12 protein-coding genes are annotated in these 12535 nt (G+C 72.6%); 2 read left to right on the top strand and 10 right to left on the bottom strand.

Annotation, left to right across the window (positions count from 1 at the left end; translation table 11 throughout):
• Positions 1 to 6: 6 nt before the first annotated feature.
• The 7 genes from Asi03nite_RS20600 to Asi03nite_RS20570 are packed head-to-tail and all read right to left on the bottom strand — an operon-like array spanning position 7 to position 8215.
• Complete coding sequence (locus tag Asi03nite_RS20600; RefSeq protein WP_239102809.1) at positions 7 to 1140, bottom strand: hypothetical protein; 1134 nt, start codon at positions 1138 to 1140, stop codon at positions 7 to 9.
• On the bottom strand, positions 1137 to 2336 hold the full coding sequence (locus Asi03nite_RS20595; RefSeq protein ID WP_203682052.1) for an O-antigen ligase family protein: 1200 nt from the start codon (positions 2334 to 2336) through the stop codon (positions 1137 to 1139). Before Asi03nite_RS20595 ends, Asi03nite_RS20600 begins: the two co-directional genes overlap by 4 nt.
• On the bottom strand, positions 2333 to 3580 hold the full coding sequence (locus tag Asi03nite_RS20590) for a lipopolysaccharide biosynthesis protein (protein ID WP_203682051.1): 1248 nt from the start codon (positions 3578 to 3580) through the stop codon (positions 2333 to 2335). Before Asi03nite_RS20590 ends, Asi03nite_RS20595 begins: the two co-directional genes overlap by 4 nt.
• On the bottom strand, positions 3573 to 5060 hold the full coding sequence (locus Asi03nite_RS38560; protein WP_203682050.1) for a tyrosine-protein kinase domain-containing protein: 1488 nt from the start codon (positions 5058 to 5060) through the stop codon (positions 3573 to 3575). The genes Asi03nite_RS20590 and Asi03nite_RS38560 overlap by 8 nt, the downstream gene beginning before the upstream one ends.
• A 13-nt stretch (positions 5061 to 5073) precedes the next feature.
• Positions 5074 to 6282 (bottom strand): glycosyltransferase family 4 protein, encoded by a 1209-nt coding sequence (locus tag Asi03nite_RS20580; RefSeq protein WP_203682049.1) that lies wholly within the window; start codon positions 6280 to 6282, stop codon positions 5074 to 5076.
• Between the two features lie 6 nt (positions 6283 to 6288).
• The gene (locus Asi03nite_RS20575; protein ID WP_203682048.1) at positions 6289 to 7452 is read right to left on the bottom strand and encodes a DegT/DnrJ/EryC1/StrS family aminotransferase; all 1164 of its coding nucleotides are present in this window, start codon (positions 7450 to 7452) and stop codon (positions 6289 to 6291) included.
• Positions 7445 to 8215, bottom strand: coding sequence for a polysaccharide deacetylase family protein (locus Asi03nite_RS20570; RefSeq protein ID WP_203682047.1), 771 nt, complete (start codon positions 8213 to 8215; stop codon positions 7445 to 7447). Before Asi03nite_RS20570 ends, Asi03nite_RS20575 begins: the two co-directional genes overlap by 8 nt.
• Before the next feature lie 165 nt (positions 8216 to 8380).
• Between Asi03nite_RS20570 and Asi03nite_RS20565 the strand changes: the two genes are divergently transcribed.
• Positions 8381 to 9385 carry a lipid II:glycine glycyltransferase FemX gene (locus Asi03nite_RS20565; protein ID WP_203682046.1) on the top strand — a complete coding sequence of 335 codons (1005 nt, stop codon included), beginning with the start codon at positions 8381 to 8383 and terminating at the stop codon, positions 9383 to 9385.
• 90 nt (positions 9386 to 9475) lie between these two features.
• On the opposite strand, the gene Asi03nite_RS20560 is transcribed toward Asi03nite_RS20565, so the two are convergent.
• The gene (locus Asi03nite_RS20560) at positions 9476 to 10087 is read right to left on the bottom strand and encodes a lipoprotein (RefSeq protein WP_203682045.1); all 612 of its coding nucleotides are present in this window, start codon (positions 10085 to 10087) and stop codon (positions 9476 to 9478) included.
• A 102-nt stretch (positions 10088 to 10189) separates the two neighbouring features.
• Here Asi03nite_RS20560 and Asi03nite_RS20555 point away from each other — a divergent pair, with 102 nt between their 5' ends.
• Positions 10190 to 10687 (top strand): hypothetical protein, encoded by a 498-nt coding sequence (locus tag Asi03nite_RS20555; protein ID WP_203682044.1) that lies wholly within the window; start codon positions 10190 to 10192, stop codon positions 10685 to 10687.
• Positions 10688 to 10739: 52 nt separating this feature from the next.
• Here the strand turns inward: Asi03nite_RS20555 and Asi03nite_RS20550 are convergent, their stop codons facing one another.
• Positions 10740 to 11582 (bottom strand): NADPH-dependent F420 reductase, encoded by an 843-nt coding sequence (locus Asi03nite_RS20550; protein WP_203682043.1) that lies wholly within the window; start codon positions 11580 to 11582, stop codon positions 10740 to 10742.
• 115 nt (positions 11583 to 11697) lie between these two features.
• Positions 11698 to 12423, bottom strand: a complete 726-nt coding sequence (locus Asi03nite_RS20545; RefSeq protein WP_203682042.1) for a nucleotidyltransferase domain-containing protein — start codon at positions 12421 to 12423, stop codon at positions 11698 to 11700.
• Positions 12424 to 12535 lie beyond the last annotated feature (112 nt).

Below are 12535 nucleotides of genomic sequence, written 5' to 3'. Positions count from 1 at the left end.
GTCTCCTCACGCGCGCAGGATCTTCGCATTGAGCGCCATGTTCGCGGCGAACTGGTCGTTGACCACCCCGTACGACTCGAGGCGGTGCTGGACGTTCGCGTCGTAGCGGCCGAGCTTGACGAAGCCGTCGGCGATCCAGCCGTTGTCCGCGCCGGTGCCGTCGACGAACGCGTGGTACGTGGCGTCGCCCGGCCAGATCACCTTGGTGAGCAGCGCGCCGAACGCGGTCATGTCCGCCGCGGTCCAGGTGGTGCCCTGGTCGCGGGCCTCCACCACGTACGCCATCACGCCGTTGCCGTGCCCCACGTCCTGCCCCGGCCGGCGGGTCGAGCCCCACACGTCGCTCCAGAAGTACGCGGTGGCCTCGACCGGGTTGCGGGTCATCTGGTTGTGGATCCGGGCGCCGATCGTGGCGAGCACCTTGCGGTACCTGTCCCGCCGGGTGGCGTCCGCGGTGAGCCGGCCCAGGTTCAGCGAGATCAGCGCCCAGTGCGCGGCCATGTGCGTGCGCTCGCGGTAGATGCTCTCCTGCGCGCCGCGGGCGTACCACTTCTCGAAGATCTCCACCTCGGCGAAAGCGAGCAGCTTGTCGAAGCGGGCGCGGTACGCCGGCGTGGCGTACGTCGTGGTGTTCTCCTTCAGGGCGACCAGCAGCTGGGTCGCGTACCGCCAGAAGTAGCTCTCGTAGAGCGGCACCTCGTCGCCGTGCTGCCCGGACTTGCTGGAGCCCCAGCCGCGGTACCTGTCGCGGAACGTGCTGCCCGGCAGCGATGTGGACGGCGCAGCCGCGGCCACCACGTTCTCCGTGTACGCCAGGGCCCGGTCCAGATAGCGCGCCGAGCCGGTGGCGCGGAACATCGCGATGTTGCCGTCCAACGTGTACGCCAGGTCGTAGTGGTCCTGGCTGTCCTTCGACCGGCTCATCGGCTCGGCGGTCCGGGACTGGAAGTCCCAGCTCTGCTCGAACACCTGGGTCCAGTGCCCGACCGGCTTGAGTTTGACCGGTGCCACCGTGCCGGGCCCCTGCTGCCGGGACGGCATCGGCACGGCGTTGCACCGCCGGGCGGCGCTTTCGGTCACCGTCGCGGCCACCACCGCGCCGGCGCCCAGCAGCAGAATCGATCGCCTGGGGAATTTCATGATCCAACGGCCTCTCGCTCGCGGGCGGGCCCGGCGACCGGTTCGGCGCGGACCCGCGCAACAGCGGCAGCGGCGGCCATGGCCGCGAAGATCCAGAAGAGCCGGGCGTCGTAGTAGTCCCCGGAGAAGAGGCTGCTCAGCGCCACGAGAACGGCGGCCGCCACGGCGAGCCCTGTCGACTGCGGGCGGTCGCCGCCACCGCGTACGGTCTTTGCCCACAGTATGACCGCGCCGGTGAGCAGCCCGAGGCCGATCAGTCCGCCTTCGGCGGCGACCGCCAGCACGTAGTTGTGCGGGTACTCGACCATCTGGTTCGCGCCGATCAGGCCGTAGAAGCCGTCCAGACCGGCGCCGGCGACCGGGTGCCCCACGGCCATCCGCAGGGCCGCCGCCCAGATGTCGGTGCGGTCGGAGAGGTACTGCTCGTGCACCGTCTGCTCGACGAACCGCTCCTGGAACAGGCTGGTGAAGGCGGGCGGCGCGGAGAACCAGACGACCAGCCCGGCGGCCAGCAGGAAGGCGCCGGCCGCGAGCACCGGGCCGGTCCGGAGCCGCCCGCGGATCCTCCAGAGCGCGGCGAGGCCCACCGCGCCGCCGGCCATCAGGCCGGCCCGGGACCCGGAGAGCACGGCCGCCAGCAGGAACAGCGGCGTGGCCAGCAGCGCGAACCATCGGCGGAGGGCTATCGCGCTGATCACGCCGAGCAGTTCGATGCGGACGAAGACGTTCGGGCCGCCGCCGAAGGCCGAGTACCTGCCCTGTTCGCCGGGGCCGTTGACGAAGATCGCGGCCAGGGCGAAGACCACAGCGGCGAGCCAGAACAGCTGGAACGCCCAGCGGATCGCGCGGTCCGGGTCGCCCCGGGTCCAGTGGTAGAAGGCCAGCGTGAGCACGCCCAGCAGGATCAGGTCGACGGTCTGCGGGCCGACCCGGGACGCCGGCGGCGCCCAGAGCGCCGAGGCGATCTGGAACAGGAAGAACAGCAGGGTCAGCACCAGCCAGCCTTCGTTCGCCCACGCCGGCGGCTTTCCCCGCCGGGCGAGATCGACGGCCAGCACGACCAGGGCCGCGGCCAGGCCCACCACCCGCAGGTCGACCCAGGCCAGATCCGGGAAGCCGGCCCGGTCCAGGGTGAACCGGCCGCCGATCGCGATCAGCACCAGCAGCAGCCCGGGGGTGAGGAAGATGCCCTTCATGCCCGCTCTTTCGCGACGAATGTGGTGAGCAGGGCGAAGACCAGGCAGACGCCATAGCCGGCGAGCGATCCGTACGCCGCCCCGAGGATCCCCAGGCGCGGGATGAGCAGCAGATACACCGCGAAACTCACGACGAACCCGGTGATCTCGGCGACCGACACCAGGCCACCCCGTCCCTTGGCGATCAGCACGCCGAGGGCGACCCGGGAGACCGCGTACAGCCCGGCCGCCACCACCAGCGGCAGCACCACCACCCTGGCCGCGGCGTACTGGTGGCCGAAGACCGGGACGATCAGCAGGTACAGGCCACCGGCCACCAGCGGCACCACCACCAGCGCATAGATCGCGGCGGCCAGCACGATCGGCCGGGCCCGCAGGCCGCCGTCGTTGTGCGAGGCCCGCCACCGACCCAGCCGCGAGTCGGCGTAGGCGCGGACCGGCCAGGCCAGCAGCTCGGTCATGGTCGCCACGCTGGTGTAGAGGCCGAGCGCCGCGGTGGACGCGAGCGCCGGGATGACCAGCCGGTCCACCCGCAGCATCGCCATGTTCGAGATCGCCGCCGGGAAGAGCGCCAGGCCCTCCCGGCGGACCTGCCGGTTCTGCCCGGGGCGGACCGCGGCGGCGTCCGGATCCACCGGCAGCCGCAACCAGACCAGCAGGTACGCGACCGTGGGCAGGGCGCCGGCGAACACGTACGCGAGGAACCAGGTCTCCGGGTGCGAGGTGTGTGTGACCCACAGACCGACCAGCAGTGCCAGCAGCAGCGCCGACTCCAGCACCCGGGCGACCATGAAGTCGCGGACCCGGCCGACCGCGATCGCCACCGAGCGGCTGGCCAGGGCCGACGCCTCGACCAGGGTGTAGACCGCCAGCAGCACCACGATCACGGCGCCCGGGTTGTGCACGGCCAGCGTGCAGACCGCGGCGCCGGTGAGGCCGGCGGTCGCCGGGATCAGCAGCAGCCGGCCGTACGCCCGGACGGCCGGCCCCGGCGCCACGTCGTGGTAGTTCGCCACGAAGCTGCGCTCGGTGCCCAGCAGCAGGAACTGGGTGGCCAGGTAGACCACCTGCAGCAGCAACGCCACCTCGCCGCGGTGGGTGGGCGTCATCGAGCGGACCATCAGGATGTTCGCCGCCAGCGCCACGCCCCCGGTGAGCACCTGGGAGGCCAGCAGCTGGACGTACGGTTCGCGGAGCTGCCCCCGGACGAACCCCGGCGGACGGGCCGCTACGAGCTCACTCACCGGCCTTCGATCCCTCTGGTCGCCGGTCCCCGGTCGCCTCCAGCACCGCCTTCACCACCCGGGCCCGGCCGCGGACCACCCCGTTCGGCGGGCGCGGCGCGGGCGGGGTGCTCACCGGATCCGGCTCGTCCGGCTCGTCCAGGGGGATCAGCAGTTCGGCGGGGGACACCTGGGCCGCGGCAGCCCACGCCTGGCCGGTCCGGAGTTTGCGCGGCAACGCGTTGAGGACCGCGCCGGCCACCTTGGCGCCGATCCTCTCCAGCAACTCCAGCGAACGCTCCACGTCCGCGGTCCGGGTCCGGTTCGCCCGGACCACCAGCAGTGCGCTGTCGGTGACCTGGCCGAGCACGGCGGCGTCGGCCGGTCCGTTCAGCGGCGGCGCGTCCAGCAGCACCACGTCGAAGCGCTCGGTCAGCGTGCGCACGGTGGCCGGCAGCCGCGGCGAGGCGAGCAGCCCGCCCGGGTCCGGCACGTGCTCGCCGGCCGGCAGCACGGTGAGCCGCCCGTTCAGCGACTCGCGCAGCACGTCCGGGACCCGCGCGGCGCCGGCGAGCACCTCGGCCAGCCCCGGCGCCGGGTCGAGGGAGAGATAGCGGCCCACCCCGGGGGTACGGAGGTTCGCGTCCACCAGCACCACCCGCGCCCCGGTCTCGGCCAGCGCGATCGCCAGCCCGCAGGAGACCGCCGTGGTGCCCTCCTTGCGCCCCGACCCGGCCAGCAGCAGCGACCGCCCGCGCGGGTTGCCCCGCCGCCCGTCGGTGATCCCCGGCAACAGGCTGCGCAGCCGCCGGAACGCCTCGGCCAGCGCCTGGTCGGGATGCTCGCCCCGGCCGTGGCGGCCGTCCAGCGAGATCACCCCGACCGTCCCCAGGCCGAGCCGGCGCAGATCCTCCTGCTCGGCCACGGTGCGGGCGGCCGCCTCCCGGACGGCCACCGCGATCGCGCCGATCAGCAGGCCCAGCACCGCCGCGAAACCGGTGTCGCGGACCAGGCCGTCCGGCTCCCGGGCGGTCTCCGCGTCCTGCAGGATCGAGACGGACGGGGCCGGCCCGCCGTCCTGGCTCGCCGGGGTGATCTGCTTGGCAAGCGTGACCAGCACCGACGCGGCGGTGGTGACGATCGCCCGGCTCCGCGCGGCGGACGGGTCGGTCGCCGAGATCTCCAGCAGGTCGGTGCCCTCGCTGACCCGAGCGGCCAGGCCGGCGCGCACCTGCTCGGCGGTGACCTGCCCGGGGCCCAGCCGGGTGACCACTCCCTGGGCCACCCGGGGGCCGGTGAGCAGGGCGATGTAGGAGTTGAGCCGGCGTGCCTCGGCGTCCGGGTCACCGGTGCCCGCCGAGACGAACAGGATCATCGTCGACCGGTAGGCCGGCTTCGCGCTCACCGCCAGGCCGCCGGCGACCGCGGCCGCCACCAGCACCGGGACGAGGAGCCAGAGCCATCGGCGGCGGCACGCCCGCACGTACGCACGCAGTTCCATGAGCCCCCCGTTCTCAGGCCGCGGACCTGGTCAGCACGGCCTCGAAGCGGTCGAAGAGCAGATCCCGGGAGAACTGCTCGACCGCCAGCCGGTGCGCCGCGGCGCGCGCCTTCGCCAGCCACTGTTCGTCCCGCAGGTGCGCCGCCAGGACCTCGCCCGCGGCGTACGGGTCGTGCGGGTCCAGAACCAGCCCGGCGCCGGATCCGGTGAGCAGGTCGGCCTGCCAACCGCCGTAGTTGATGGCGATCGGCCGGCCGGCCGCGAGCGCGTCGAAGAACTTGTTCGCCGAGTTGTCCCACAGTCCGCGGATCGGCCGGACCGTGCTGGTGGACATGGTCGCGGCGCCGAGGATCACCGGCAGTTCGGACTTCGGGACCTTCTCCCACATCCGTACGCTCACGTCCAGCAGCTCGAACGCGGCGGCGAGCCGCCCGGTGCTCTCCCACTCCCTGCCGTGCCCCACGATCAGCAGCTGGAGCTCCGGGTCGATCTCGTGCATCCGCCGTGCCGCGCGCACCAGGTACTCCACGCCGTTGACCGCGCCCAGCGCTCCGGTGTAGACGATCAGCGGCCGGTCGCCCAGCCAGCGGTGCTCCGCGCGGAACCGCCGCACCTGCGCCTCGTCCACCGCGAACAGGTCGAGGTCTGCGGCGTTCGGGACGACGGTGACCGGGGTGCCGGGCCGGCGCCGGCTCACCCCGGCGGCCATGCCGGGGGAGAGGGCGATCACCTCGGCCGCGTTGCGGTAGGCGAAGTTCGCCAGGCCGCCGGCCAGCCCGCGGGCGACCGGGTTGCGCAGCGCGCCCATCTCGATCGGCACCTCCGGCCAGAGGTCGCGGACCTCGAAGACGAACGGCACCCGGCGCAGCCGAGCGGCGAGTACACCGGGTACCGCGACGGTGAGCGGCGTGCTGGTGGCGAACACCAGGTCCGCGCTGAGCCGGGACGCCCGCGCGGTGGCGAGGACCATGAACTCGGCGAAGGCGCGCAGCCGCCGGGCGTACGACATGTGGTTGTGGTACGGGACGCGGAACCAGTGCACCGTCACCCCGTCGTCCTCGGTGACCTTCCAGCCCAGCCCACGTCCGCCGGGGGTGATGTCGGTGGTGATCACGTCGACCGTGTGCCCACGGGCCACCAGCCGCCTGGCCTGCTCGTAGGACCGGATGCCCCCGGCCATCCGGGGGTTGCAGTAGTACTGGTGGATGTAGACCACGCGCATCCGCCGTCACCCCCTCTTCCCGGTGGCGGCCCCGCGGACGGCGGCCACCACCCGATCCCGGTCGTGCGCGGTGAGGGCGGAGCCGCTGGGCAGGCACAGCCCGCGGTGGAACAGGCCGGCGGCGACCGGGCCGCCGCGCATCACGCAGTCCCGGAACGCCGGCTGCAGATGCATCGGCTTCCAGGTGGGCCGGCCCTCGATGTTCGCGTCCCGCAAGGCCCCGAGGACGTCGTCGCGGTCCACCCCGAAGTCGTCCTTCTCGATCAGGAGACAGGTCAACCACCAATTGGGTACGCCGTAGGCCGCCACCGGCAGGAAGCGGATCCCCGGCAGATCGCCGAGCGCGGCGCGGTAGTGCTCGAAGGTCGCCCGCCGCGCCTCGATCAGCCGCGGCAGCCGCTGCAACTGCCCCCGCCCCACGGCGGCGAGCAGGTTGCTGAGCCGGTAGTTGTAGCCGACCGTGCGGTGCTCGTAGTGCGGCACCGGCTCGCGGGCCTGGGTGGACAGGTACCGCACCTGCTCGGCGACCGAGCCGTCGTCGGTGACCAGCATCCCGCCGCCACCGGTCGTGACGATCTTGTTGCCGTTGAACGAGAGCACCCCGGCCAGCCCGAAGGATCCGGCCGGCCGCCCCCGGTAGGTCGCGCCGAGCGCCTCGGCGGCGTCCTCGACCAGCGGCACCCCGTAGCGGTCGCAGGCCTCCACGATCGGCTGGTAGTCGGCGCACTGGCCGTACATGTCCACGGCGACCACCGCGCGGGGCAGGTGCCCGCGGACCGCCCGGCCGCGCAGCTCGTCGGCGACGATCTGGGGGTCCACGTTCCAGCTGTCCGGCGTGCTGTCCAGGAAGACCGGGCGGGCGCCGAGATACATCACCGCGTTCGCGGTGGCGGCGAACGTGAACGACGGGACCAGCACGGTGTCGCCGCGCCGCACGCCGGCCGCGATCAGGGCCAGGTGCAGCGCCGCGGTGCCGCTGCTCAGCGCCACCGCGTGCCGCACGCCGACCAGCTCGGCGCACCTCGCCTCGAACGCGTCCAGGTCGGGACCGGCCGGCGCCACCCAGTTCGAGTCGAACGCCTCCAGCAGCAGTTTGCGCTCGACGTCCGTGACGTCCGGTGGGGACAGGTGGATCCGGGGTGGGGTCGTGGACGGCTCTGGCTCAGTCATGGACCCGGGTCCGTACTGCCATGATCGGCCAGGCCGGGTGCAGCCCCTGGCGACAGATCCACATCGGCGAGTCGCCGGCGTGCATGGCCGGGCGCAGGGTGGTGGCGAAACTGCGGTAGCCGGACTCCTTGGCCAGGCGTACGTCACGCTCGGTGAAATCGACACCGGGATAGCCGTACGGCGCGGCGAAGTCCCGTACCTCGGCGCCGAGCTCGTCCTCGATCTCGCGCTTCGAGCCGGCGATCTCGTGTCCCGCCTCGGCGTCGCTCCGGTCGGCGAGCCGCGTGTGGGTCACCGTGTGGGAGCCGAAGGCGAACCCGGCCTCGCGGATCTCCCGGCAGTCCGCCCAGGTGAGGTTGCCGGGCCGGCCGACCAGGCCGGTGGTCAGGAAGAAGGTGGCCGGCACGGCGAGCTCGCGCAGCACCGGCACCACCACGTCGCGCCAGCTCAGGTGGGCGTCGTCGAAGGACAGGCAGAACACCGGCCCGGTCAGCGGACGCGTGCCGGCCAGCAGCGTCAGCGCCTCGTCCCAGCCGATCATCGGACCGATCCGGCCCAGCGTTTCCAGGTGGTGACGCAGGTCGCCGGCGTACTCCGGCAGGACGTCGTGGTAGAAGGGGAAGTAGAGTCCGGGGGCGCTGGGCAGGCGGCGGAACAGTCCGGCCGGGGCCAGCACCCGGCCCTGTGCCCGCGGCCGGGCCCGGAGTCGGCTGCGCAGGCCCAGTTCGTTGAGACGTCGCTTGATCGCCGTCGGCGGCTCCATGTCATCACCTTCGCAAAACGATGGCGAGGCGCGGCAGTAGCAATTGTCACCCTGAACACGAGAACTATTCACGTCAATTCGCGAATGGCCCTACCGGGTCTTGCGGAATGGGTGGCCGGCGGGGCATCATCCGCCTTCGACGCCTAATTCGATCGGGGCGACCGGATGCTCGCACTGCACCGGGTGGAACCGGCTTCCGCCCTCCACGCCGACCGCGCCACCTACCAGGACCGCCTCATCTTCCACACTCCCGAGTGGCTCTCGTTCGTGGCCGAGTGCCAGCGGGCCGAGCCAGTGCTGGCCATCCTGCGTGATGACTACACCACAGTGGGTCACTTCACCGGGTTGCTCGCCCGGCGGTACGGCCTACGCATCCTGGGCAGCCCGATGGCCGGCTGGACCACCTCCTACCTGGGCTTCAACCTGCGCCCCGGGGTGAGCAGGCGGGCCGCGATGCAGGCGTTGACCCGGTTCGCCTTCGACGATCTCGGCTGCGCCCACCTCGAGGTGCGCGACCGCGGCGCGACCGAGGCCGACCTGGCCGGCCTGGGCCTGCGCTGGGACGCCGCGCCCACCGCGGTGATCGACCTGAGCCCCGGCGAGGACGCCCTGTTCGGCGCGATGACCGGCGCCTGCCGCCGTAATATCCGCAAAGCCGCCAAGTCCGGGGTGGTCGTCGAAGAGGCGGAACCCGGCCCGGCATTCGCCGACGAATTCTACGATCAATTACGCGACGTTTTCGCCAAACAGAATCTCGTGCCGACGTATTCCGTGGAACGGGTGCGGTCGTTGATCCGACATCTCGCTCCGGCGGGTCGGATCAGCCTGCTGCGGGCCCGCGACGGCGAGGGCCGGTGCATCGCCACCGCGGTGCTGCCCTGGTACCACCGGACGATGTACTTCTGGGGCGGCGCCAGTTACCGCGAGCATCAGCACCTGCGGCCCAACGAGGCGCTGATCTGGCACGCGCTGCGGTGGGCCAAGGCCCGCGGGGTGACCGAGTTCGACTTCGTGGGCGGGAACGCGTACAAGGCGAAGTACGGCACGACCGAGGTGGCCGTGCCGTGGGCTCGTCAGTCGCGGTCGCCGCTGGTGGCCAGGTTGCGGGACACGGCGAAGCAGGCGTACGCCTGGAAGCAGCGTACCGCCGCGTTGCTGACCCGGCCCTGACCTGCTGAGCGCCCTTACCCGCCCGGCCTGTCCCGATCGCCCGGTCGGTCTCTTCGGCCCGCTCGGCCCGCCTCCTCGTGTTGCTCGCGCTCAGCTCACCGTCAGGCTGGTGCGCGCCAGTTCGTACGCCGGAAGCATCTCTTTCTGCTCCTCGTTGTCCAGACCGTCCAGTGAGACGACGACCAGGCCCCGGCCGGTGTCCACGGCGAACGCCCGCTCCTGCTCCAGGGAGTCGTCCAGCTCGCTCTTCTGCTGGTACTCGACCTCCAGCGCGGGCTTGCCACCGACCTGCGTCTCGGTGAACTTCGCCTGCTGCGCGCCGGCGCCGGCGAAGCCGCTCAGGCCGGCCTCCAGGTCGGCGCCGGCGCCCGTCCAGACCCGGAGGAAGCCGATGTTCCCGGCCGGCTTGGCGTCGATCTCGCAGGCCATCGTGAACGGGCCCTTCTTGGCCAGCGCGGCCAGCGGGTCACCGTCCTCGACCGTGACCTGCTTGGGTTTCCAGCCGGCGGTGAGGCCGAACGTGACGGGCAGTTCGCAGCCGCTGCCGGCGGCGCCCACCCGGGGGCCGTCCGCCGCGGCCGGCGCCTGGGCCTCCGTCCTGGTCGTCTTGTCGTCGCCGTCGCTGTCGCAGCCGGTCAGGGCGAGCGCGGCGAGGGTGGCCAGGGTGGCGGTACGGCTTGCGGTGCGGCACAGGATGTTCACAGGACGGGGAGTATAGGCTGCGTGTCCAGCCGGTCGGCGATGTGGAGCCGGTGCGAGAGATCGCAGTTGATCTTGGTCATGGTGTCGATTACGGTTCGCGCCGTGATGCGAACCCGGATTACTTCAGCTGTCCTGTTCACCGCTGCTGTGCTCAGCCTCGGCGCCTGCTCCGACGACGACAAGACCGAGGCCGGCGCCTCCTCGGCGGGCACCTCGACCGCCACCTCCGCCGCGGCCGCCCCGCCCGTCGGCGCGACCAGCGCGGCGGCCGCGGGGGGCGCCTCGGACAAGGCCATCTGCGAGGAGACCAACAAGGCCGGCGAGGCCATGAAGGAAAGCCTGCTCGGCTCCATGAAGGACGGCGACTTCCAGCCGGCCGAGGCGAAGAAGATGCTGGAGGACTTCTCCACCGCGGTGACCGCCGCGGCCGGTTCCGGCACCAGCAAGATCGCGACCGGCGCGAAGAGCCTGGCCGACATCGCGACCAAGTCCGCCTCGGCCGCCGACCCGCTGACCGCGGTCGAGGACCCGGCCTTCGAGAAGGCCGGCACCGAGCTGGCCGCGGCCTGCCAGGCCGCTGGGGTCAAGGTCAACCTCTGAGGTACGGCCGGCAGGAGCCCGTGACCGGGCCACCGGTCACGGGCTCTCCCGATCAGCGCTTGGCTTCGGCGACCGCCTTGCGGACGACCTCCGCGCCCGCCGGCGTGCCGGCCTCGCCGAACTGGCCGTAGGGCGTCACGTAGACGGGGGTGTCCCGCTGGGTGCGCCAGTTCTCGGCGAGCGGGCCGGCGTCCACCACGTCGTACCCGATCTTGTCCAGGAACTCGGTCACCACCAGCTTGGCCGCCGAGTCGTCACCCGCGATCGGCAGCGCGGTCCGGTCCGCCGCCCCGGACGGCCGCCCGAGCTGGGCGAGGTGACCGAACCAGATGTTGTTGAAGCCCTTGACCACCTTGGCCCCGGCGAAGTGCTCCTGCACCAGCTCCCCGGTGGTGCTCGTGCCGTTCTCCAGGGCCTCGACGACCCCGTCCCGCTCCGGGTAGTAGTTGTTCGTGTCGATCAGCACCTTGCCGGCGAGCAGCTCGGCCGGGATCTCCCGGACCGCCTTCAGCGGCACGGTCACCACCACGATGTCCCCGGCCGCGGCCGCCTCGGCCGTGGTCGCCGCGCGCGCCTTCGGTCCCAGCTCGCCCACGAGTTCCTGGAGCGTCTCCGGTCCGCGGGAGTTGCTCAGCACCACGTCGTAGCCGGCGGCGACCGCCAGCCGCGCCACGGTGCCCCCGATGTTTCCACTGCCGATGAGTCCGATCGTCGTCATACCAGCGCGAACCCCGCCCGTTCCCGCTCGATTCCGTCCGGGACCGACTCGTGACCGTCGGCACAATCGCTTGCGTTCCCCGTCCGGCGCCGCCGGGTTCGCCCGACAGACCCCGCACGCCCAGCCCCCATGCTCGGCTGGGCCCCACCATCGTGACGGCCCAGCGACAACCACCATGAGCGCCGGCTCAGAAGGTCGCCGGCCAGCGGTCACCGGTGCGCGGAGCCGGCGCTCGGCTGTCACCCACGCCGTCCTGTCCGGAGGGCCGGCGGGTTGCTTCGGCAGTGGGCCGCTACTCGGCGGTGTGGGCGGACGGCGGTCGCCGCTGGGCGGAGCGCACTGTACGGCGGGCGTCGCGCCAGGCCAGCCAGGCGGTTCGGAGGCGGGGGGAGGTGGTGTGCCGGCCCTGGCGGCGGGCGCGCAGCTGACTGATCAGCCAGGGCGGGGCGGCGGCCGAGGAGACGGCCTCGGACTTGGTGAGCAGGGCGCCGTGGGTGAGGGCGTGTCGGCCCCGGGACATCGAGGTGAGCGCCAGGTCGGCGAGTGGGGGATCGAGGAAGAGCCACGGGCGGCGGGCGGCCCAGGCCCAGTAGCCGGTGAGTTCGGCGCGGGCCGCCGTGCGGATGTCGTCGCCGGTCATCGCGGGGAGGAGGTCGGTGGGCGGGCGGCCGAAGACCGGATAGCCGTGCCGGACCAGCTCGGCGCGGGTGATGCCGGAGAGGACGCGCTGGACCAGGAGGCCGTGGGTCCAGGTGGGATGCCTGGCGTCCAGGTCGGTGATCCGGTTGGCGGGGACGTAGACGCAGCCCAGGTTGAGGGCCGGGTCGATGCCGGTGTGCGCGGCGACGATCCGGGCCGGGTCCGGGGCGCTGGGGACGATCGCCACCAGGTCGAGGTCGCTGACGCCGGGGATGTGGTCGCCGGTGGCCAGGGAACCGGCTACCAGGAGGTCGGTCACCCAGCCGGACCTGGACAGCCTCGCCCCGAACTCCTCGACCGCCGCCGACCGCATCGTCATGCCGATCACGCTAGTGCGCGACGCGCCAGGAGCAAGGCCGGCTGAGGCGGTGGCGCGGTGCGGGTCTGCGCGCGGTGGCGGGTGCGGGCGCGCATGCGACGTGCCCGCGGTG

This window comes from Actinoplanes siamensis (assembly GCF_016862395.1).
GTDB classification, from domain to species: domain Bacteria; phylum Actinomycetota; class Actinomycetes; order Mycobacteriales; family Micromonosporaceae; genus Actinoplanes; species Actinoplanes siamensis.
The sequence above is the reverse complement of the archived record's forward strand: the minus strand, read 5'-3'. Positions and strand labels throughout refer to the sequence as shown.